Raw genomic sequence first — 21,737 nt, forward strand, 5'->3', positions numbered from 1 at the left:
ATAATTTCACGTCCGTGAGACTGACGACGCGCTTCCTGGCGCTCATGGCCGCGGTTGTGCTGACCGCACTCTCGGTGCTGACGACGGCCCCGGCGGCGGCGGACGAGATGGAGGAGTCGGTCGCATCTAAGGTGGGCCCGTCGCTCGTCTTCCTCGAGATGGAGTTCTCCGGACGGGTGCTGATGCCGCTCGAGCGCGGTCCGCGCTATTCGCCGACGCTCGAAGTGACCGGCAACTGCACCGGATACATCGTGGATCCGGCGGGTTACATCGCGACCGCCGGGCATTGCGTGAACGCCGAAGACGAGGCGATCGGCAACTCGTTCCGGCGCCAGGCCGTCCGGTTCCTGCAGCTGCTCAACAACGAGAGCGCCGACTGGGCGTCGCAGGCCTATGAGCAGGCAGTCCGCCAGCAGTGGGACGTCGAGACCGACGGACCCGCGTCGGTACGGCTCCGACAGCCCGACGGCGACGATCAGATCTTCGCCGACTGGACCCCCGCCGAGGTGGTGGCCTCGCAGAAGTCGACCGAAGGCGACAACGCGGTTCTCAAGCTCGGCAATCCACCCGAAGACCTCCCCGCCCTGGTGATCTCCGACCAGGAGCCCGAGCCGGGCGAGGACGTGGTCGCGGTGGGCTTCCCGGGTGCGGTGCAGGGCGACGCCGAGCGACTCGCGCAGCCGTCGTACAAGAAGGGGGCAGTCTCGTCCCGGCAGACCACGGACTCGGGACAGATCCGGACCGAGATCTCGGCGACCCTCGGGCAGGGCATGTCCGGCGGGCCCACCGTCGACGACGACGGTCAGGTGATCGGCACCAATTCCCACTACTCGGCCCTGGCAGACGAGAAGGCCGCGTTCAACTTCATCACCGACAACATCGCCCTGCGAAGCTACCTGGAGAGCCACGGCGTGACCCTGGCGACGCCTCCGGCGGAACAGGAGAAGTCCGGGGGCATCCGACTCTGGTATTGGCTCGGGCCGCTGATCGGCGTCGGAGTGCTCGTCCTGCTGTTCCTCCTCTGGCTGCTGTTGCGCCGGAAGCGCCCGCGGCCGGAACCGCACTCGAACGGACCCGGCGCACCGCAGTTCGGCCCCCAGCACGGCCCGCACCCGCAGGGACCACAGACCGGTCTGCCCGGCTTCGGTCCCTCTCGGCAGCACCACCCCGCGATGGGAGCGCCCGGAAACCGTCCCGGCGGCTACGACCGCCGCCCGCCGCAGCCCCGGCAACCACACCGTCGGCAGCCGGGCCCGGTTCAGCCCGGTACCCGGCTACCCGGAGACCGGCGGCCGGGCACCCCCGCGGCGCCGGGACGCGCGCCGGCGGCTCCACCCATCTCCGCTTCTCCCGGCCTGGACCGCCGCCCGCCCGCCCCGCAGCGACCATCGGCTCAGCAACCGCTGCCGGCCGAACAGCAGACCGTGCTCAATCAGCCTCTGCCGCCCGGGGCGCGCACGGGTGCGACCGCCCCGGCGCCGCAGTCGGCGGACCAGAAGGCCGGCGACCGGAACTCCGGAGACCAGCAGGCAGACGAACAACAGACGGTGCTCAATCAGCCGCTGCCTCCGCCGCCGCGGACGGATGGTTCCACGCCCGCCACCGGACAGTCCGGCGACGACGCACCGGACGCGGACAAGACGGTGCTCAATCAGCCGCTCCCGGGATCGTCCGGCGACGACCAGCGGTAGCGCCGGCTGGCTGCGGGGACCGACTCGTGGCACGTAGCCTCGACCCGACAGCCACGTTGTTCCGAGAAGACAGCCGAGCTGTTGCACAGTCCAGACCGCACAGTGCCGTGGAATACCGCAGACGGCGCGCGACGTTGAGGAAGTCATGAGCACAGTTGACCTGACCGGTGAGACCTTCGAAAAGACCATCCTGGAGAACGAGATCGTCCTCGTCGACTTCTGGGCGTCGTGGTGCGGCCCGTGCCGCCAGTTCGCCCCGACCTTCGAAGGAGCCTCCGAGAATCACTCGGACATCGTCTTCGGCAAGGTCGACACCGAGGCCGAGCAGCAGCTGGCCTCAGCCGCCAGCATTCGTTCGATCCCGACCCTGATGGTCTTCAAGAAGGGCAACCTGGTCTTCAACGAGGCCGGCGCGCTGCCGCCGCAGGCGCTGGACTCACTGATCGAGCAGGTCAAGGAGCTCGACGTGGAGAAGGCGATCGCCGAGGCCCAGGCCGCCCAGGACCAGGAGTCCTGACCACCATCCGCCCGAGAGCGCGCCCGGTGAGCGTCACCAGGCGCGCTTTCTGTTTCGCGGGCAGCCGGCGGAACACCGCCCACATCGCGGTCGTGGTTCCGCGGAGGTCGTCCCGGCCGCCGAGGTAGGCGCGCTGCGTCCGCACCGTCAGGCGGAAGAAGGCGTCGAAGAACTCGGCGAGCCCGGGGCCGTCGAACCCGAGCAAGACGGCGAGACCGATCAGGCGCAGGCGGTACACCAGGCGCGCCCGCGTCGTCCAGAGCAGCGCCGCCGGATCGTCGCCCCGGACGATCGTCGCGGCCACCTCGTCGGCCGCCGCGAGCGAGCCGGCGATGCTGTATCCGGTCGCCGGGTGCATCAGCCCGCCGCCGGCGCCGAAACGCAGCACCCCGCGGTCGTCTGCGGCCGGGACATGCCACGGCAGCTGCGCCGGATGCAGGGGAAAGTCGACTCGCTCGGCCGAGGGCTCGGCGCTGTCCGCGGCGCCGGGCGACTCGGCGCGGTCGGTATTGCGCGCCGCCAGGACTTCGAGGGGCACCGGCGGCGCGCCTGCCAGGCAAGTCTCCTCGACCAGCGTGCGCCCGTCTCCGAGGTCGACTCGGTAGCTGAAGCTCGGTGCGACGACGCCGGCGCCGCGCCAGTCCATCAGGACCATCTCCGGGTCCCGGCCTTCCGGTGTCGGGTGAAACGTCCCGTACGCGGTCTGCCGGGGGATCCGTGGATCGTCGGTCCAGGCGCCGCGCGCGTCGACGACACGGTCGGCCGTCAGCCGTCGGCCATCCTCCAAGATCACCGCGCGAGCGTCGACCCGTGTGACATGCCCTGCCACCGTCTCTGCGCCCGAGATGTCGAGCTCGCGCTGGAGTCCGGTGGCGGACAGTGTCGCGTAGGGGCGGGGCACCGCTCGGCGGGTCGGCGTGTAGACCACGAACTCAGGTGCGGCACAGGCGATTACCCGATCCACGGCCAGCCATGCGGGAAGGTCGTCAGCGAACGCGCCGAACGTGGCCGTCCAGGGCCGATGCGGGTCCGGGTCGACCAGAATCACGTCGCCGCCGTGCACGAGGACCCGATGCGCCAGTGCCCGGCCCGCCGGACCCGCACCGACGATCAGGAGCCGGGTCACCGGGTCACGTCAGAGACTGCCGGTGGCGAGCAGGCCCCCGTCGACGCGCAGGGTCTCGCCGGTGATCCAGGGCGCGTCGTCGCCGACCAGGAAGGCGACCGCCTTCGCGATGTCCTCGGGCGAACCGAGGCGGCCCATCGGGTACGAGCGTGTGGCCTCTTCTTCGCCTGCGGCGACCAGCGCCGCGGCGAACTTGGTCTTGACGATGCCCGGAGCGATCGCGTTGACCCGGATGTTCGGGCCGAGCTGCCACGCGAGCTCCTCGGTGAGCCGGATCAGCGCGGCCTTGGACGCTCCGTACGTCGCGATCACGCCGGTCGATCGAAGTCCGGCGACCGAGGCGATGTTCACCACGGAGCCGCCGGACTCTTGCATACCGGCGCGGTAGGCCTCCTGGATGTAACCCAGCGCGGCGACGACATTCGTGTCGAACGTCTTGCGAACCGCGTCGAGGTCGGCGTCCATCAGTGCGCCGTACACCGGATTGATTCCCGTGTTGTTCACCAGGATGTCGATGCCGCCCTGAGCGACGGCGGCGGCGACCGCCTCTGCGCGATGGGCGGCGTCGCCGGTGTTGCCGGCCACCGCCGTGACGGTGGCACCGGGCACCTCGCTGCCAATGGCGTCCGCCGCTTCGGCCAGCGGCTCGGGTTTGCGGCCGGTGATCACCACAGCGGCTCCACGGGAGGCGAGCTCGGTGGCGATGGCGAGGCCGATGCCCCGGCTCCCACCGGTGACGAGGGCGGACTTTCCGGATAGTGCGGCGGTGATATCAGTCATAGTCATCCAGCCTAGGTCATCCCACGGGTCCGATTCGGCGGGGCCGTGCTCGGCGATCACGCAGTGCGGCGACCGATCTCGCCGTCCGGGCGCTAATGTTCACCGGGTGTGGCGGCGAGCGGGAGCGTGGAGGCGAGCCGGCCTGCTGGTCTGCGGCGGCTGCCTCGCGGTGGGGGTCGTCGGATTCTGGCTCCACTTCACCCGAGTGCGCACCGACACAGTGGTGAGTCTGGCCGCGTTCGCGCCCTACCTGATGGCCGTGGCGCTTGGTGGGCTGCTACTGGGCGCCGTTCTGCGGGCGTGGTGGCTCACCGCCGCAGGAGTGGTCGTCGTGCTGGTATCGACGTTCACACAGGTCCCGCTGTACCTCCCTTCCAGATCTGGGGGACCGTCCGAACTGACCGTCCTGCAGTTCAACCTCATGCTTGGACAAGCAGAGGTCTCCGAGCTCGCCGATCTGGTGCGCCGCGAGCATGTTGACGTCCTCACCGTCACGGAGCTCACCGCCGAGGCGCTGGCCGCAGTCGAGGCGTCGCCGATCACGGACGACCTCCGGTATTCGTACACGCAGCCGGCGCGGGCGGGTAACGGCGGGGGAGTGTTCTCGCGGTTCCCGATCGTCGAGCGACGTCGGCTCGACGGTTTCTGGCTGCCCAATCTGCGGACCGTGATCGCCGTGCCGCACAAGGCACCGCTAGCGGTGTACGGGCTGCACGTGATGCCGCCGTACCCGAATACCTCGGCGCAATGGCGGTCGGAGCTGACGTCACTCCGGGAGGACCTGGTGGACGAGCAACTGCCGGTGATCGTGTCCGGGGACTTCAACGCCACCCACGACCACCGTGCCTACCGTGCGCTGACCGCGGTGGCGCCCGGCAGGCCGGGAATGATCGACGCCGCCGAGCACACCGGGGCCGGGATGGTGCCGACCTACCCGGCGGACCGCTTCTTTCCGCCGCTGCTCGCACTGGACCGGATGCTCTCGCGTGGTGGACCCGAGCCGGTGGAGTTCCGCCGCATCCGGGTCGCCGGATCGGACCACTACGCCGTCGTCGGACGATTTCGGGGCTTGCCGCCGCGCCGGTAGCATGGCTCGTCGTGATTACCGCGACGGATCTGGAGGTTCGAGCCGGCGCCCGTACCCTGTTGTCGGCCCCCGGAGACGCCCTGCGCATCGCGCCCGGCGACCGAATCGGCTTGGTCGGTCGCAACGGCGCAGGCAAGACGACCAGCCTGCGGATCCTGGCAGGCGAGACCGAGCCGTACGCCGGTACCGTCCGCCGGAGCGGGCCACTCGGCTATCTGCCGCAGGACCCGAAAGAGGGCGACCTGAACGTCCTGGCCAAGGACCGCGTGCTCTCCGCACGCGGACTCGACCAGATCCTGGCTCAGATGGCCAAGCAGCAGACGCTCATGGCCGATACCGACGACGATCGCGTGCGCGACAAGGCGATCAGCAAGTTCTCCCGCCTCGAGGAGCGCTTCGGCGCGCTGGGCGGCTATCTCGCCGAATCAGAGGCTGCGCGCATCTGCTCCAGCCTCGGCCTCCCGGACCGAGTGCTCGAGCAAGAGCTCCGCACGTTGTCGGGAGGCCAGCGCCGGCGTGTCGAATTGGCCCGGATCCTGTTCGCCGCGTCCGACGGTTCCGGAAAGTCTGACACCACACTGCTTCTCGACGAGCCGACCAACCATCTCGACGCGGACTCGATCGCCTGGTTGCGCACCTTTCTGCAGAACCACGACGGCGGGCTCGTCGTGATCAGTCACGACGTGGACCTGCTCGCCGAGGTGGTGAACAGGGTCTGGTTCCTCGATGCCGTGCGCGGCGAGGTGGACGTCTATAACATGGGCTGGAAGCGGTACTTGGATCAGCGGGCTACCGACGAACAGCGCCGCCGCCGGGAACGCGCCAACGCGGAGAAGAAGGCCGGAGCGCTTCGGGAGCAGGCCGCCAAGCTCGGCGCCAAGGCCACTAAAGCCACTGCGGCACAACAGATGCTCAAACGCGCCGAGAAGATGATCAACGAGCTCGAGGAGGAGCGCGTCGCCGACAAGACGGCCAAGATCCGCTTCCCCGAGCCCGCGGCGTGCGGCAAGACTCCGCTCACGGCGTCGGAGCTCACCAAGGTCTACGGCTCGCTGGAGATCTTCACCGGCGTGGATTTGGCGATCGACAAGGGGAGCCGCGTCGTCGTGCTCGGTCTGAACGGCGCCGGGAAGACCACGCTGCTCAAGCTGCTCGCCGGGACCGAGAAGCCGGACCTGGGGTCCATCGAGCCCGGGTTCGGATTGAAGCTCGGCTACTTCGCGCAAGAGCACGACACGCTCGACGACGACGCGACCGTCTGGGAGAACATCCGTCACGCCGCACCGGATGCGGGGGAGCAGGACCTGCGCGGGCTGCTCGGCGCGTTCATGTTCTCCGGGCCCCAGTTGGAGCAGCCGGCCGGGACGCTGTCCGGCGGTGAGAAGACACGACTTGCCCTGGCGGGACTGGTGTCGTCGGCGGCCAACGTCCTGCTGCTCGACGAGCCCACCAACAACCTGGATCCGATCTCACGCGAGCAGGTCCTCGAGGCGCTGCGCAGTTACACCGGAGCCGTCGTGTTGGTGACACACGATCCGGGCGCGGCGGCCGCACTTGATCCGCAGCGCGTGATTCTGCTGCCCGACGGCACCGAGGACCATTGGTCCGACGAGTACCAGGAGCTCATCGAGCTCGCGTGACCTTGACGCCGGCCGCCTCCATCGCGCTGAGCGCTCCGTCGTCGAACAACTCCCGGGGCACGGCGAAGAGCACGAGTCCGCCTCGATAGACGAGCACCACGCGGTCGAAGACCCGCAGCTTCACCGCATCACTGCCTCCGAAGTACAGCCGGCTCACGTGTCGGTCGTCGATCCCCAGGTCGAGGTGGTCCGGTCCGGTGACGCAGGTGTAACGGTAGAACGGCCCCGGCGCGCCTCCGGTCAACAGGATCAGGATGTTCTGGGCCCACGACGACTTCACCGCGAACCAGAGCAGCACTAGCGCGGCGGTCGCGAGCGGTAGGAAGATCGCGACAAGAATCACGAGCAGGGGCTCGACGACCAGTGCAGCGACGATGCCGATCACGCTCGACACCACGACCACCGCGATCGGTCCGGACGTGACCCTCCAGGCAAGAGACCGGCTCGCCGCGGCGCTCAGCGAGGGCAGGTCTGCGGCTGGGTACACGGCCTCGACGTCCGGATTCGGGACGGTGATCTCCGGACGAGACAGGCGTTGCGGATGCGGACCCGGCACCTGCGCGGACCTGCCCCGGTCGCGCAAACGGGCGAGCGTCGTGTCGTCGATCAACGCACGGGGAATCAGCCCTGCTGTGCGACCGCGATAGATCACGACGACGTCGTCCCGAACGCTCACCGCTGTCACCGTGGAGTAGAGCAGCCGCGCCACCGATCGGTCGACATCGGCGTAGTCGAGATGGTCCGGCCCGTACGACACTGCGAGACGATAGCTCGCCGCCGCACGACCGCTGTTCATCATCCAGTACAGCGATCGGTCGCAGCGCAGCTTGAGGAGGACGAACAGCACGATCGCGCTCGCGGGGACGATGCCGAACGCGACGCGGATCGACAAGTTCAGTGCCAGCGCCGTCGCTGCCACGCAGATCGCGACGAGGACGATCAGCACCAGTCCCGTGCGCAGGACGACGGCGGTCGACGCCTGGCGCGCCATTCGCCGGAGATCGTCGTCGGTGACGGTGATCTCGACCTGTGGCGACTCAAGTGAGAGATACGAGGGCACTGCGGTCACGCGCGAACACTCTACGCGCGTCGTACGGCGAGGATCGCAGCGTGGTCGCGCGCAGTCCGAACTGGGCGCCGCTCGGTGTGCGTCACGGTGAGGCCGGCGGCATCGACGGCCTCAACAAGCAGATCGACGGGCCAGCGGTAGGCCGTCGCGACGGCGTGGTCGAACGACGCCACCGTTTCGCCGGTGAAGAAGCCGAGCGCCAGGCCTCCACCAGGCCGCAGGCAGCGTGCGAACTCCGCGAGCGCGGTGCTGATCAGGCCGGGCTCAAGATGGATCAGCGAGTACCAGGAGAGGATTCCGCCGAGAGAACCGTCCTCGACGCCGAGGTCGTGAGCACTGCCCAGCCGGTAGCGTGCAGTGCAGTCGGGTGCGGCCGAATCGGAGGCGCGAGCGATCGCGATGAACTCCGGCGTCGGGTCGATTCCATTTACGTCGAAGCCCAGTCCGGCGAGGTGAGCGGTCCACTGGCCCGGCCCACAACCGACATCGAGCACCGGCCCGGCGAGACCTCGTGCCCATCCGGTCACCAAGGCCAGATCGGCAGGATCGACATGATCCATACGGCCGACGGCATCGACATACTCCTGGGCTCGCGCGCCGTATGCGGCGGCAACGGACTGATCGGCACCGCTCCAAACCGGTTCTCTCGACACGGATCAGTGTCGCATGCCCACCGATTTCGCCCGGGCGCGCCAGCCGCCGCATCGCCGATCCGCCGGGGCATTGCTCCGCTCAGAGCGTCCGGTCTGGCACAGGGCGGCACCAGCGGCCTGGCCGCGGTGGTGCGGTCAGACTGCCTGTGCCAGGAGCCGGGCGAGGATCTGTTCGACGCCCGAGGGCGGGTCGACCGGGACTCTTCCCCCGGATCGGGGACGGCCCGTAGTGGTCGAGGATCCTCGGGTGGTCCGAGGTCGTCGGGATCCCCGAAGTCCTCGAGTGGTCCAGAATCTTCGGGTGACCCGGGGCGCGTCGGGATACCCGAGATCCTCCGGTGGTCCGAGGTCCTCGGATGGTCCGGGGTCGCCGGATGGTCCGGGGTCGCCGGATTGTCCGGGGTCGCCGGGTGGTCCGGCCGCCGCGGTTGTGGGGTGGCCGTGCCCGAGGTCGGGTGCCGGTCGTTCGGGGGCTAGGCGTTCGGGGTGGAACAGAACGTTGCTCTGCCACCGCGTGTCGCGGCCCACGGGCCGCCAGCCCACACGCCCGGCGTCGGGCCCGAAGGTCAGGACGGTCGACTCCCACTGCCCCGGGGCTTTACCGTTCATGCGGTTATGACGTCCGCACGCCCCACCCAGACGATCGACATCGGTCTGTCCGTCGTCGGTCCAGTCGGGCATATGGTGGGCTTGAGTACGGATGAACGGCACCGTGCAGCCCGGTGCGGTGCACCCCCGGTCACGGGCGAACAACGCCAACCTTTGCGCCGCCGTCGCGAACCGACTCGCCCGCCCCAAATACAGCACCTGTCCGGTGGCTTTAGAGAACACCGCCAGATACGGGACCGTGTCCGCGGCGAACTGCACCAGATCCGACACCGGAATCCGGGCACCAGTCGCCGTCCAGCCGATCCCGGCCTGCCGCGCCAGATCCTCATCAGTCACCGTCACCACCGTCTGCGACGGAATCCTCGTGGGTGCGGGCTGACCGGCCAACGCCAGGGCCCAGTCGCACAACGCTTCCAGAGCGTCATGCTGCCGCTGCCCGAGCGTCCGCATATCCCGTTCAGCGGCGGCGGCCAGGACGGCGGGGTCCAGGCCGGGCTGGTCTGCCGCCCCACGTGGGGAGTCCGGGTCGTCGGGGTTGTTCATCCCGGCAGTGGCCCACTGATGCAGGATCACCTCCAGCTTGGCGCGCAACACGGGGGTGAGCAGGGCCCGGACTTTGCTCATCAGCTGCCGGTTCTGCGGCTGCAGATTGAACGTGCGCCGCCGTTTACGGTCGTGGTCGTCGGCCAGGGTCCCGTCGGGGTCGAGCCACGCCAGAATCCGGTTACCCACCACCGTCACCGCGGCAGGGTCCAGACGCCGCGCCGCACCAGCGAGCATGGCCTCGGCCTTCACCCGCTCGTCATGGGTCACCGCCGACGGGAGTTTGTCCATGATCTCCGCCACCGCGGCCACATGCGCGCCGCCGGCGTCCCCGTCGGCGACCGCCGTGGCGGTCGCGGTCAGCTGTGGTTCGAGACGCTCACCAGACAGGGCGCCCATCGCACCGATGCCCTCGGCGGTGACCCGGCGCCGGCGGGCCTCACCCACACCCAGACGCGCGCCGTAGGCGTAGAGCTGGTGGACTGAGATGTGTCCGGCGGTGCGGTACACGCCACGGTCGGAGATCTCGATGTAGAGGGCGGCATCGAACACTTCGGCGCGGCGGCGGGTCTGTTCACGGGCATCGAGCAGCCCGAGCAGGCCGTCGTCGGACTCGGCGGCCACCAGTGCGGTCGCCTCGGCGGTCAGGCGCTGCTCGGCGGTGGTCTGTACTGCCAGCAGCTGGGCTGGTGAGAGGCCGGCGAGCAGCACCGCAGGATCGAACACGTCCGTGGCGTCGGTGGGGGTGGCGCGATCGGTCGCGCCCACAGCGGCGGCGGCGTCGTCGTTGTACGAGATGCCGTTGACGGCCATGATGTTCACCTCCCCCGAAGTGCTGTTTCCGCTGGTCGAACCGGGACTTCTCGGTTCTTCTTGTGTGTCTGAGGTCACTGTACGGCGGCCCTCTGACAATTCTGCTCTTCGCTTTGCGGGCGGGGCGTTTCGACACGGCGCTCGGCTGGCGCCTCGCACCGGCTCAACGAGCGAGGGGCGTTCGGCTGGCGTTTTGCACCGGCTCAACGAGCGAGGGGGGCGCTCGGCTGGCGTTTCGCACCGGCTCAACGAGCGAGGGGGGCGCTCGGCTGGCGTTTCGCACCGGCTCAACGAGCAAGGGGGCGTTTCGACACGGCGCTCGGCTGGCGCCTCGCACCGGCTCAACGAGCGAAGGGGGCGCCTCGCACGGGCCCAACCCACAACAATCTGAGGGGGTGATTTCGACTCGCTGCGCTCGCTCAATCATCGAGAGGAGGCGCTCGCTCAATCATCGAGAGGAGGCGCTCGCTCGATCATCGAGAGGAGGCGCTCGCTCAAACGTCGAGGGAGGGCGCTCGCTCAATCACCGAGGGAGGACTCAATCATCGGAGGAGGGAGCGCACCCTCAGTCATCGAAATGGAGCGCTCTACGAGCGAGCGGGCCGAGTTCAATACTCTTCGGGTACGGCGAACACCACGATGTTGTCGCGGTAGCCCAGCGGCGGCCCGACGAAGGGCCCGCCGCACGTCACCAGCGCCAGAGTCTCCGGACCGTCGAGGCGATTCAACTCGCCGACCGGCAGACCGCCCTCCTTGTTCACTGCTGCGGCTTCCGTCACGCGATAGCGGTGGACGGAACCGTCTGCGGTGGTCACCGCGACGGCGTCGTCCGCTTCGAGGTCGGCGAACCGTGCGGCGAAGCCGTCACCCTGCTCGACGTCGTCGACATGTCCCGTGATGACGATGGTCCCCGCCCCCGATCCGGGTTGTGCCGAACCGACCCACCAGCCGAGCTGTTGCACGTCTACGGGCGGCAGCAGCACCCCGTCGTCGTCGGTGTCCACCGTCTGAGTAGGCGCGGTGGCGCCGTCGACGGTCAACCGGGCGGGGGTGGAGGGCTCACCTGATTCGGCGAGAACCGGCGGGGGTAGAGATTCCTGGGCGCCCGTCTGCGACTGCGGCGCTTCCTGCGGCGAGCCGCAGGAGGTCAGCACCAGCGCTCCGACCGTCATGAGGACGATCAGCAGTCGACGGACGACTGCGATGATCACTGCGTCCGCCCGGACGGAATCTTCTTGATCGGAACCCGGCCGCGCTGCCCGGAGACGGGCGCGAATTCGAAGGTCACCCACGACTCCTTCTGGGACACCACGATCGCGTTGAACGCCCAGGAAGAGACCAGCCGATAGCCGGCCGGGACGGCAAGCACCTCGACGCGGTACGGGCCGGGCGGCAACGCGAACGCGGAGGGCATAGTGGTGTCGGAGGTCTCGGTCGGCCGCCAGACCCGGGCCGGAACGTTCACCAGTTCACGTCCGGTCGTGATGTCGATGGCGCGCATGTGCAGAAAGCCGTCGGCCGTCGGCGGTTCGCTGGATGGACTCGACGACGAAGGGCTCGACGACGGCACCGAACTGCTCGGCGACGACGGCACCGACGACGACACCGATCCCGGGGGTGGATCGTCGTCGGCAGGCGACTCTTCAGAAGTACTCGCGGACGTGGAGGAACCAGGGCCGGAGGAATCGTCGCCGTCCGCGCTCGCCGGACCGCCGATCATCAACGCGCTGAGAACCAGCGCAAACACGGCCATCATCGCGAGGATCCGGCGTCGAGTAGAGGTGAGCATGACTCCGCTCGCTTCTCCCGACCCAGAGTGGGACCCGACTGTCCGGTATGTCGACGTCACGGCGCAGTGTGTTACGGCGCACAATCGCGAAGATCAGTAATAGAGGTAGACCTCGGCGTTCGCGCCATCATGGCAGCGGAGAACGTACGGTTCCTTGCTGGTCTCGCTGCAGTACATCGTGAAGTCGCGCTGCAGGCTTGGGCTTCGCGCCACCACTGTCGTATTGACGCTATCCGCTTTGCCGTACTCTCTTGCGACGTTCTCGGCGAAGTCGCAGCGCGTGGCAGGTGTCGTGGCCCCGACCCCGATGTTCAAGGACGGAATCCAGTCCTCTCCATCCTTCGTGACACCCCAGGTGGTTCGAGCTCCACACGACAGCGCATCCACGGGGGTTCCGCCCGGTACCGGCGGCGTCGCGGAGACCCGTGACTTCGAGGTCGGCGGGTCGTAGGTGGTGATCGGAGGCGGTTGTTACTCGGTGGTGACGACCGAGCTCGACGACGGCTCGGTAGCCGAACGCTCCTCAGTCGATCCGCCGCCTCGGTTCGTCCAGAGGACCACGCCGGCCACCACGACGCCCAGCACCACCAAGATTGCGAGCAGTGAACCCCAGGGGCTCGACCCGCCGGACGGGTTCGGATCACCGACGGGAGCAGCACCCGGAACGAGCCCAGATTGGCCGTAGTGCGTGACGGGCCGTACCGGCACCGCATAGCCGCCGGCCATTCCGGCCGTCGCAGCGACGCCCGCCACGGGCGGCACGCTCTGCGCCCTGCCCTGTCCGGTGCTGGTCTGACCGGAACTCATCTGGCCGGTGTTCGACGGAGTGCCGTACTGCCCGACCGGTCGCGTCGCGGCGGTCGGCCGGCGCTTCGCCGCCGCTTTGTGCCGGGTGCGCGACGCGGAGTCCGCGGCCCTGGACAGCGGCGCGAGCCAGGCCTCGATCCGCGGTCGAGTGCGTCGCCGGGAACTGAGACTCGTGCGCAGCAGCGCGGCGATCTCGGCCGGGGTGCCTGCCGGGAGTCGATCCGGGTCGCGGACCTGCTGGTCGCCGACCAGCAGCCGAAGCACCAGGAGTCCGAATTTGTAGGCATCGTCGGCGTCGGCCTCGTCCGGAGGTCCGGTGCCGCCGGGGGCGTCCCAGTCCGGCGTCTCCGCGGGATCGAGCGCCCGATGTCCGCCGACGATCATCGAATCACAGTCGATCAGGTACGCCTCCGGTTCCGGGTCGAACGTGTAGAGCACGTTCATCGGCGAGATGTCGCCGACCGCGATGCCGTCGTCATGCAGTTCGTGGAGTGTGGTCGCCAGATCCGCGAGCAGCAGGAATCGTTCCCGGTCCGAGAACGGCGTGCCGATCTTGGCCGCGAACTCCGGACCGTTCAGCAGGTTCTGGAGCTTCTTCTCCCGTCCGTTGGGAAGGAAGAACCGTTCCGGGATACGCGGCATCACGAAGCCGCTGAGACGCTCCGTGCCGACCGCGACCAGCTTCCGAGGGAAGGCGAGCCTCGTGCGGGTGCGCGGCGGCAGCATCTTGAAGCGGCCCGGGAACTGGTCGAGCACCGCGTAGTCGACGTCGACGCCGGAGACGTACTCTTTGTACACGTAGTCGGCGCCGCTCCCGTCGTCGACGATCGGGTACACGACACCCTGGCCGCCCTTGTTCAGACGTGCCCCGAGATTCAGCGACGCACGGTCAATCACATCCATCGTTCTCACCTCTCTCGGACAGCCAGAGTGCGGCCAGCGTGCGGTCGTCGTCGAAAGTGTCCTTGGCGAAGTCGACGACGTGCCCGAACTCCGTCATCGACGGCTGCGCCCTCCGGAGGACGCGGCCGAGTGCGGAGCCCAACCGGCCACCGCCCCCACCCAGGGCGTCCCATACGCCGTCCGTCCCGACCAGCAGGTACTCGTCGGCGTACAGGTCGACGCTGAACGGCTCGATGGTCGACGGCGCGAAGTAGGGGAGTGGCAGCACCTCCGACCGGGCCAGTCCGCCGGGATCCTCGCTCTTGGCGCCGCCGAGGAACTCGAAACCGGCCTCCGAGAGCCGCACGACCGACGAGTCTCCGATCGCGACGCCCGAACCCGACAGATACTCCTGCTCCGGTTCGCCGTCTCTCATGTCCATCACCACGCAGCTGAACGTGGTCGCCGCGGCGGCGGCGAGCACATTGAGGCGCGCAAGGTCGTCGAGGCCGGGGTCGGGCGTGACGGCCTGCTCGGCGACCAACCGGACCTGGTGTGCTGCGGCACCGATCAGTGCTTCCCACGGGATGTCCGTCGCCGCGACGTCGCCGCACTGGGTGTCGAGCCACTGCACGGCGTACCGACATGCCGCCGACGCGGCCTGGTGCGCGTGACTGGCGGCCGAGAGCCCGTCCGCCACCGCCACGACGACCCGGCGGCGCTGAGCGTCGTACAGCACCGCCACGTCGTCCTGGCGGGGCAGGCCGGTCCTGCGGTGCCCGTCGCCCCGCACCGATGCGGCCAGCATTCCGAGACCGGCCTCGGTCCAGCCGTCGAGGACCGTGTCCGGCCGGTACACCGACCGCGCCGGACCGACGACGGGGACCGCGGTGCGCGGGACGGAGGACTCTCCGACCACCACGGGCCGGTACGACGGCCACCCGTCCTCGACGCCGATCGCAGGGAGCTGATCGCCGGTGTGGAGCGGCACCGCGGGGCGAATAGACCAGGGATCAGGAGATACCGGAGGAGGCGGCACGGGATGAGGTGGCGGGGCGACCGCGACCGGATCCGGAATCGCGCCGGCGCCGCCGGCCGGCTCCGCGGGCGGCGGCGTGTCGTCGTCGGGGCGTTTCGGCTTCTTCCGCAACCGCACGTTCACACCTCGTCGATGTCGATGCGGATGAAGTCGGTCGGCGGTTCGAAGTGCAGTTGCGGTGCGACCGCGGTGTCGGCCATCGCGTTGCCGGACTGCACCACCGAGTTGGTGAGCGATGTGATGACGCTCTTGAGACCGTCCGCGGGGCTGCCGTGACCGTCGTACCGGTGAGCCAGATTCGGGGAGGCCAGCGCGACCAGCACCTCGTCCAGCGCGTCGCCGATCCCGAACGTCAGCATGGTGGGGCGCGCGGGGATGGCGTTCAGCCGCTCGAGGGCGCCTCGCCACTCGTGCTCCTCATCCGTCGGATAGCCGTCGGTCATCAGGAAGACGGCGGGGCGGTACACGCGATAGCCCTCGGCCTTGAGCGCGGCGACGTCCACGGGGATCTGATCGGCGAGAAGGTCGAGCATCACGCTGAAACTGGTCATGCCGTACGCCTCGAACTGCGGCACCTCTTCGACGTACCGCAGATCCGTCGGGGGAAGCACGACGCCGGCGCCGGCGTTGAAACCGATGATCGAGAATCGCACTTTGGAGGCCGCGAACGACTCGTAGCGCATGGTCTCCAGCAGGTCCCGGATCGCCTGGTTGAGATCGTCGATGTAGAGGTCCATCGAGCCGGAGTGGTCGGCCACGAAGTAGATCGGCAGGAGGTTCCCGGCGGGCTCGGTCATGAAACTTCTTCCGTGAGACGGGGCGGAACTGTCGGAACGAGGTCCATGAGGGCGACGAACCCCGGCCCGGGTACAGCCTCACCGGGAAACGTCTGTGCGGCAAAGGATCCCGCCACATCTGCCGATCGGCGGCACAACGGCCGCTCTGATCCCCGGCAGCCGCCTGTCGGCACTGCTGTCATCGTCACCCCCAAAACGGTTGCACACCGTAGTGTGCATGCCGCAGTCTAGCCGAGCGTCGTCAGTCCCGGGTCAAACGCGGTCCGAGATAACCGGACGACCGCGCGGCGGTGCGCCTGGCCGCCGGAGGCGGCGTGGGGAACCGGACGACGGTTCCGGGCAGGCGTTCGTCCTCGTCGGGCGGCGACGCCGGCGTGGAAGGTTCGCGGCGCGCCGCAGCCAGCGCCGCGGCGAACTCCCCGCATGAGGCGTACCTGTCGTGCGGCGACTTGGCCAGCGCCCGCTCGAGCACCCGGGACGCCGAGGCCGCCTCGGGCCGGACGTCGCTGAGCTTGGGCGGCGGCAGCATCATGTGCGCGACCATCAGATCGCGGACCTGCCCGGAGAACGGCGAACGGCCGCCGAGCAGCGCGTAGGCGGTACAGGCGAGGGCGTATTGGTCGGCCGCCGGACCGGCCTCGCCGTTCCACGCCTCCGGGGCGAGGAACTGCAGCGTCCCGACCACACCCCCAGCGGCGGTCAGGGGAGTCACCTCCGCCAGCTTGGCGATGCCGAAGTCGAGCAGACAGCACGATTCGATCGCACCGGCCTCGTCCCGGGCGACGATCACGTTGGCCGGCTTGACGTCCCGGTGCACCACGCCCCGTCGGTGGGCGTAGTCGAGCGCTCCGGCGAGCCGTTCGACCACGTCCAGTGCTTCCCGGTCCGAGCGGGTGGGCGTCCGGTCGAGATCGTCGCCCCCGGCGTACTGCATGGTGAACCACGGCGGCGTGGCGTCGGGGCGGACATGGTAGATGGAGACGATCGACGGGTGCTGGAGCTTGGCCGCGGCCTGCGCTTCCCGGATGAAGCGGGCAGCCAGCTGATCGCACTTCTCCGGATCCAGAGTCTTCAGCGCCTCCAGCCGCTGCAGCGGAAGGTTCTCCACCAGGTAGACCTGACCCATTCCACCCGCGCCGAGCCGCCGGACCACACGGTAGTGCTCGGCGAAGGTCCGTCCGGGTGTCAGCATCGCTTCCTCACATCATGGTGTGCTCAGCGAGTCTATCGGCGTCCTGGAAGAAGCCGACCGCGGGGGAGTGCCAGACGCGGCACCGCGGCGGATGTCCATGTGCCGCCTATCCTCGACAGGGTGACCACCCGCCTGATCCAGGTCGCCTCGGGGAAGGCCGGCGGGCCGCCCGGAGTCATCGGGACGGAGAGGACGTCGTGGACTTCGTTCACAGTTCGGTCACCTTGACCCAGTCGATGAGCATGGTCGACAGATTCGGCGTCGACTCGTCCGGGGGCCCGGGCCAGTCACCGCCGACCGCGAGGTTCAGGAGGAGGTGGAAGGGCTGATCGAACACCCAGCGCGCGTCGTCGGCCAGATCGGCGCGGGTGACCGCGAACAGCGTCTCATCGTCGATCCCGGTCTCGATGCGCCCGGGCGACTTGCGCATCCAGTACACCCGGAATTGACCGGAGAGCGGCACCGGAGCGGGGCCGCTGGCGGAGAGATTCTGGCCGCGCTCGGCCGAATCCTGCGGTGCGTGGACGCCGGTGTGAAAGTCCCCGGCGTCGTTGAGGGTTTCGATGACGTCGATCTCACCGGCGTCGGGCCAGCCGACCTTCTCGATGTCGTCTCCCAGCAGCCAGAAGGCCGGGTGGAGCCCCCGGCCGCCAGGCAGCGAGATGCGGGCGGCGACCAGGCCGTTGACGAGCGAGTACTCGCCGAGTGTGTGCACTCGGCCACTGGTGATCTCGCCGTCCCGGTAGTGGGCGGTGATCGCCAGATTGCCCTTGCCGTCGAGCCTGACGTTCTCGGTGGAGTCGGTGTACCGCTGCAGTTCGTCGTTTCCCCAGCCGCCGGCGCCGACCTGCGGCTGCCAGGGGGCGCCGACCGGACCGGCAGGGCCGTCGAAGTCGTCGGCGAACAGCACTCGCGGTTCGGGTTCCGCGGCCGTCGACGTCGTACAGCCCGCGGCGAGGACCGAGACCGCCATGGTCGAGGCCAGGAAAGCTGGGAGTGCGGCTCGGCGGCTCCTGGCCCAGGGGAAGAGCCGAGTCGTCGCCGTGTCGCCCGAAGTCCTGTCACCGGAAGCCGAGTCACCGGAAACCGTTTCGCCAGCGGTCCGCGAGTGATCCGGGATCCTCGCGGCACCCCGAAGCGCCGCGACGAACAGACCGATCAGAATCGAGTAGACGGCCGCGCGTTCGGTTCCGCCCGGCCCGAGCCAGCCGGTCAGGCCACCGGTGTAGGCCAGGACCGCGACCGACGCCACCGCTCCGGCGACACCGAGCACCAGCCGGCCTGATCCCGGCAGTCGGGCGCTCGACGAGGCCGCGACGAGCAGGCAGCCGGCGGCCCCGAAGGCCAGGAAGACGTTCATCAGCGTGGCGTGTACCGCGTAGTCGACTCGCTCGGTGACCAGTCCCGAGGCGATCAGGCCGGCACCGCTCACGCAGAGCGCGCCGGTGGCGGTGTTCGGCACCCACTTCAGCGCGCGCCACGAGGCGGCGATCACGATGATCGCCGCACCGGTCAGGATCATTCCGGCGTTCATCAGCGGCCAGATGCTGCTGCACGGCAGGTCGCCGCGGGCGCCGCAGTACGGGATGCCCAGCTCGCCCGAGCGCGCCCACCGGTACGTGAAGCCGCCCCGCCAGGAGGCGGACACGATCCACTCCGCGGCGAAGTAGGCCAGGAGCAGCAGTGCGGCGAACCGGGAGGTGCGCGGATTGCGCAGCAGGGCTGAGACAGATGTCGACATCTTTCCCTTCCAGAGGGGACGGTGCAGCAGACGATGCACGGCGCCCGAGACGAATCCCCCCGCGGTGCAGGCCAGACCCAGTGCCAGCGCGAGAGCGCGGACCGGGTGGTGCCGCAGGTGGGCGGCGAAGCCGCTGGTGAGGGTCTTCGTGACATACGAGCGCTCACTCGACAGCGCCTCGTCGGTGCTCGACAAGCCGGCCAGCACCGCCTTGGATCGACCCTCCTGGTAGCAGCGGCGGACGAAGTAGCCGACCTCGCCGCGCGCGGCGGGCACGGCGTGCCGGACGCGGAAGCGCTCGTCGCGGACGATGCGGGAGTCGGGATCGGCTCGCCGCAGAGCGATGCCCATCAGGGTCTCCTCGCACCCGGCGGGGAAGGTCCCGACCCGCCCCAGTTCGGTGGAGAACCCGCCGACGGCGGCCAGTGCGGCCCGGCGAACGGCCATGGCCGCCCCGATCGGATTCCTGATCACCGCACCTGATCCGGCGAGTCCCCGGTAGTCGCAGCCGACCACCCAGCCGAACTCGTCCGGGAACCAGCGCGGCGGTCCGCCGGCGGCCCAGTCGGCCTGCACAGCACCGCCGACGGCCACCACGCCGGGGTCGGTGAAGGCCCGTCGGACCGCATCCAGGGCGCCCGGCTGCGCCACGGCGTCGTCGTCGAGGAACACCACGGCTTCGCCGGCCGCAGACTGCAGACCGGTGTTGCGCGCCGCCGACAGACCCGGTGGTCGGCGCTCGGGACGACGCTCAGGCGGCGGCGAGAGCCGAATCGGCGCTCCAGGGCGGCCTGCAGGTCGTGATGATGATCGACGACGATCACCAGCGAGTCCGATCCGGACAGTTGCTCGTGCACGGCGTCGATCGCCCGGGTCAGCAGCGCCCAGCGGTCAGCGGTGTAACAGCAGATCACCACGCAGAGCGACGGCGGAGCCGACGTCGGACCGGACACAGAAGTCTCCAAACTAGCAGAGGTTAGGTAAACCTTGGCTAGCTTAGGGGAGACTTACTGGAAGTGGGAAGTCGGATCCGCGGCGAATCGCTGTAATGCGGCGGAGATCACGCCGGCGGGGTGCCGGTCCGGGTGAAACGAGACGCTCAGCGTGACCGCACCGTGCACGCCGACCGTGCCCAGGGTCAGGTCGGCCGGCCCGATCGGATCGACCCGCCCGTACAACGCACCCGCCGCGGGGTCCCGCCACCCGAGCGCGCGCAGCGGCGCCATCTCGTTGATCCCGGAGAAGAGCAGACGCGGGAGAGTGCCGCCGGCGGCCTCCTCGTGACCCGTCCGGCGGTACCGCTGCAGCGCCACCGCGGATGCGCTGCGCACCGCGCTGGCGACCGGACGGCCCGACTCGATCGTCTCGGAGAGTGCCCGTTGCAGCCGCTCGGGATCGTCGCCCGCACGGTGTCGGAACCGCAGGCCGGCGACGAAATTTCCGAGCGGATTGACGCCGGTCCGAAGGTAACGACGCAGTCCACCGGAACCACGATGTCCGGATGCAGGGCCAGACCGGCGTCGTCGAGGGCGCGCACCACCCCGCAGAGCAGCAGTGTCTTCAGCGACGCGGCGACACCGGCGGCGTCGCGCCATCGCCGCACGCCGGCCACGGTGGCGGCATCGAGCCGGACGGCCTCGACGCGCGTTCCGGCCGAACCGGCCGGCGTCGCCGGGACGTCAGGCACTCCGTCGTCGACCGGATCCGGCAGCTGCTCGAGGATCTTGAGCACCGCACGCACCCGCCGCGGATCGGAGCCGAAGACGCGGACAGCAGCGGATACCAGCCCGTCGTCCCGACGGCTGAGCGACCGAGAAAGGCCGGGGGCCGAATCCAGGGCTCCGGTCACGACGAGCATCGCATACAGCGCGAGCTGGATCTCGCCGATCCCGTGGTCGTGCTCGGTGAGCAGGTAGTCGCCGGCCAGGGTCACCTGGAATGGCGTCCGCGCGCAGGCGCTGCGCAACAGATCGCGCGGATCGGACGGAGCGTCGGCGACGGCACCCGGCATCGCATCGGGCACGTGCACCCACCGTCGGCCGTCCGGTTCGGGCAGCAACGCGATGCGGGTCGCCGGCCCGAGCCGGGCGAACGCGGCGAGGCGCTCGCCCGCAGTGTCCGGATCCGGCAGGTCGATCGGGCCGGTGACCACCGCGATGCGGGTGCCTGCGTGCATCCGGTCGAGCATGCCGGGGCGCACGGCAGACCGCCGGGAGCGGGGACGCGGATTCACAACGCGATCGTATCGGGAGTGAGGTCAGGCTAAGAACCCGGTGGCGGCGCGGCGCGATCGTCGGCGACGAAAAGCGGGACGGGGGACCGTCACGTCCCTCGTCCCGCTCGTCACGTCGATGTGCGATCGCCGCCGACTCAGTTCGCCGCACGCACGGATGCCTCCACCATGTCCAGCACCGCGTGCAGGTCGTCCGTGGACTGACCGGTGGCCAGCCGGGTGATCAACCCGTCGAGCACCACGTCCAGGTAGGTCACCAGCACTTCGGTCGGCACGTCCTTGCGGAGCGCACCGTCCTCCCGCTTGCGCTTCAGCCGCGCGAGGGTCACCGCTTCCAGCCCCTCGGCGTGACTCGACCACGCGCTGGCGAACGCCGGATCCGTGCGAATCTTCCGGACGATCTCCAGCCTGGTGCCGAGCCAGTCGAAGTCCTTCGGCCGCGCGAGCATGTCGCGCATCACCTGGACCAGACCTTCCTCGGCGGCCACGTCGGCCATTCGCTCGGCGTCCTCGCGCGCCAGCGCGAGGAACAGGGCTTCCTTGTCCTTGAAGTGGTGGAAGATCGCGCCCCGGGACAGTCCCGTGGCCTCCTCCAGCCGTTTCACCGTGGCGCCGTCGTACCCGTACTCGGCGAAGCAGTGCCGCGCGCCGTCGAGGATCTCCCGACGGCGCGCGGCCAGCCGGTCATCGCTGACCTTAGGCACTGTGCATACTTCCCGTCGCTACGTC

General features: G+C 69.4%; 19 protein-coding genes. 4 read left to right on the forward strand and 15 right to left on the reverse strand.

Annotated elements, in window-relative coordinates; translation table 11 throughout:
• Positions 1–14 precede the first annotated feature (14 nt).
• Both C6V83_RS10575 and trxA read left to right on the forward strand, forming a co-directional pair.
• Positions 15–1,691 (forward strand): S1 family peptidase, encoded by a 1,677-nt coding sequence (locus tag C6V83_RS10575; protein WP_159067491.1) that lies wholly within the window; start codon positions 15–17, stop codon positions 1,689–1,691.
• Between the two features lie 145 nt (positions 1,692–1,836).
• Positions 1,837–2,208 carry a thioredoxin gene (gene trxA / locus C6V83_RS10580; RefSeq protein WP_105942367.1) on the forward strand — a complete coding sequence of 124 codons (372 nt, stop codon included), beginning with the start codon at positions 1,837–1,839 and terminating at the stop codon, positions 2,206–2,208.
• Here trxA and C6V83_RS10585 read toward each other — a convergent pair.
• Both C6V83_RS10585 and C6V83_RS10590 read right to left on the reverse strand, forming a co-directional pair.
• Positions 2,144–3,334 (reverse strand): lycopene cyclase family protein, encoded by a 1,191-nt coding sequence (locus tag C6V83_RS10585; protein ID WP_105942368.1) that lies wholly within the window; start codon positions 3,332–3,334, stop codon positions 2,144–2,146. The two genes, trxA and C6V83_RS10585, sit on opposite strands and share 65 nt — an antisense overlap.
• A gap of 9 nt (positions 3,335–3,343) precedes the next feature.
• Positions 3,344–4,114, reverse strand: coding sequence for an SDR family oxidoreductase (locus C6V83_RS10590; protein ID WP_105942369.1), 771 nt, complete (start codon positions 4,112–4,114; stop codon positions 3,344–3,346).
• Between the two features lie 205 nt (positions 4,115–4,319).
• Here C6V83_RS10590 and C6V83_RS10595 point away from each other — a divergent pair, with 205 nt between their 5' ends.
• Both C6V83_RS10595 and C6V83_RS10600 read left to right on the forward strand, forming a co-directional pair.
• Positions 4,320–5,201, forward strand: coding sequence for an endonuclease/exonuclease/phosphatase family protein (locus tag C6V83_RS10595; protein ID WP_159067492.1), 882 nt, complete (start codon positions 4,320–4,322; stop codon positions 5,199–5,201).
• An 11-nt stretch (positions 5,202–5,212) separates the two neighbouring features.
• Positions 5,213–6,841, forward strand: a complete 1,629-nt coding sequence (locus tag C6V83_RS10600; protein WP_105942370.1) for an ABC-F family ATP-binding cassette domain-containing protein — start codon at positions 5,213–5,215, stop codon at positions 6,839–6,841.
• Here the strand turns inward: C6V83_RS10600 and C6V83_RS10605 are convergent.
• The 13 genes from C6V83_RS10605 to C6V83_RS10675 all read right to left on the reverse strand — a co-directional run bounded on the left by C6V83_RS10605 (position 6,825) and on the right by C6V83_RS10675 (position 21,712).
• On the reverse strand, positions 6,825–7,910 hold the full coding sequence (locus C6V83_RS10605; protein ID WP_105942371.1) for a hypothetical protein: 1,086 nt from the start codon (positions 7,908–7,910) through the stop codon (positions 6,825–6,827). The genes C6V83_RS10600 and C6V83_RS10605 overlap by 17 nt on opposite strands.
• Positions 7,911–7,921: 11 nt before the next feature.
• Entirely contained in the window at positions 7,922–8,470 is a 549-nt protein-coding gene (locus C6V83_RS10610; protein ID WP_105942372.1) for a class I SAM-dependent methyltransferase, read from the reverse strand.
• 228 nt (positions 8,471–8,698) lie between these two features.
• Positions 8,699–10,528 (reverse strand): DUF222 domain-containing protein, encoded by a 1,830-nt coding sequence (locus C6V83_RS10615; protein ID WP_159067493.1) that lies wholly within the window; start codon positions 10,526–10,528, stop codon positions 8,699–8,701.
• 608 nt (positions 10,529–11,136) lie between these two features.
• On the reverse strand, positions 11,137–11,739 hold the full coding sequence (locus C6V83_RS10620; protein ID WP_325027239.1) for a class F sortase: 603 nt from the start codon (positions 11,737–11,739) through the stop codon (positions 11,137–11,139).
• The gene (locus C6V83_RS18345) at positions 11,736–12,317 is read right to left on the reverse strand and encodes a hypothetical protein (RefSeq protein ID WP_159067494.1); all 582 of its coding nucleotides are present in this window, start codon (positions 12,315–12,317) and stop codon (positions 11,736–11,738) included. Before C6V83_RS18345 ends, C6V83_RS10620 begins: the two co-directional genes overlap by 4 nt.
• A gap of 93 nt (positions 12,318–12,410) precedes the next feature.
• The gene (locus C6V83_RS10635; protein ID WP_159067495.1) at positions 12,411–12,704 is read right to left on the reverse strand and encodes a hypothetical protein; all 294 of its coding nucleotides are present in this window, start codon (positions 12,702–12,704) and stop codon (positions 12,411–12,413) included.
• 84 nt (positions 12,705–12,788) lie between these two features.
• The gene (locus C6V83_RS10640; protein WP_159067496.1) at positions 12,789–14,027 is read right to left on the reverse strand and encodes a hypothetical protein; all 1,239 of its coding nucleotides are present in this window, start codon (positions 14,025–14,027) and stop codon (positions 12,789–12,791) included.
• Positions 14,014–14,997 carry a protein phosphatase 2C domain-containing protein gene (locus tag C6V83_RS10645; protein ID WP_159067497.1) on the reverse strand — a complete coding sequence of 328 codons (984 nt, stop codon included), beginning with the start codon at positions 14,995–14,997 and terminating at the stop codon, positions 14,014–14,016. Before C6V83_RS10645 ends, C6V83_RS10640 begins: the two co-directional genes overlap by 14 nt.
• 167 nt (positions 14,998–15,164) lie before the next feature.
• The gene (locus C6V83_RS10650) at positions 15,165–15,842 is read right to left on the reverse strand and encodes a vWA domain-containing protein (protein ID WP_105942379.1); all 678 of its coding nucleotides are present in this window, start codon (positions 15,840–15,842) and stop codon (positions 15,165–15,167) included.
• 241 nt (positions 15,843–16,083) lie between these two features.
• Positions 16,084–17,034, reverse strand: coding sequence for a serine/threonine-protein kinase (locus tag C6V83_RS10655; RefSeq protein WP_105942380.1), 951 nt, complete (start codon positions 17,032–17,034; stop codon positions 16,084–16,086).
• A gap of 208 nt (positions 17,035–17,242) precedes the next feature.
• Positions 17,243–19,663, reverse strand: coding sequence for a glycosyltransferase (locus tag C6V83_RS19085; protein ID WP_407646278.1), 2,421 nt, complete (start codon positions 19,661–19,663; stop codon positions 17,243–17,245).
• Positions 19,664–19,913: 250 nt separating this feature from the next.
• Positions 19,914–21,008 carry a hypothetical protein gene (locus tag C6V83_RS10670; RefSeq protein ID WP_159067498.1) on the reverse strand — a complete coding sequence of 365 codons (1,095 nt, stop codon included), beginning with the start codon at positions 21,006–21,008 and terminating at the stop codon, positions 19,914–19,916.
• A 137-nt stretch (positions 21,009–21,145) separates the two neighbouring features.
• Entirely contained in the window at positions 21,146–21,712 is a 567-nt protein-coding gene (locus tag C6V83_RS10675; RefSeq protein ID WP_105942382.1) for a TetR/AcrR family transcriptional regulator, read from the reverse strand.
• Positions 21,713–21,737: the final 25 nt, after the last annotated feature.

The organism is Gordonia iterans (genome assembly GCF_002993285.1).
Classification (GTDB): domain Bacteria; phylum Actinomycetota; class Actinomycetes; order Mycobacteriales; family Mycobacteriaceae; genus Gordonia; species Gordonia iterans.